This is a genomic window from bacterium, from assembly GCA_029210545.1.
Classification (GTDB): Bacteria; BMS3Abin14; BMS3Abin14; order BMS3Abin14; family BMS3Abin14; genus JARGFV01.
Genome location: JARGFV010000239.1, coordinates 1 through 507 on the forward strand (window position 1 = coordinate 1; position 507 = coordinate 507).

Annotated in this window: 1 rRNA gene; it reads right to left on the reverse strand. The window is 54.2% G+C overall.

Annotated features, from left to right (window positions below):
* Positions 1–126: 126 nt before the first annotated feature.
* Positions 127–507 (reverse strand): 23S ribosomal RNA (locus P1S46_12465); the annotation flags it as partial.

The window sequence follows — 507 nt, forward strand, 5'->3', positions numbered from 1 at the left end:
CGCCTTGAGGGTCTATGTCGCACAGGGGCGACAGGGCGGCCGGGTCTTGTTGGACCCGGCGTCCGCGGCCCTTCTCTCAGTTTTGACGGCGAGGGGGTGGGGCTGCGGATAGGGGATGAAGATAATATGGTCAAGCCTCACGGAAAATTAGTACCGGTCTGCTGCATATGTTTCCACACTTCCACAGCCGGCCTATCGACCTGGTATTCTCCCAGGTTCCTTTAGTCACCTTAAAGGTGATGGGATGTCTCATCTTGAGGGGGGCTTCCCACTTAGATGCTTTCAGCGGTTATCCCTTAGGAATGTAGCTACCCGGCGTTGCAGTAAACACCACAACCGGCACACTAGGGATTCCTCCAGCCTGGTCCTCTCGTACTGAGGCCAGCTCCCTTCAAGATTCTAACGATTCCACCGGATAGAGTCCGACATTGTTGTTACTTAAACATAAGGCTAGCTAGTTTATATTCCTGCTAGCTCCCCATGTCGCCATGGGGGTCCGACCATATC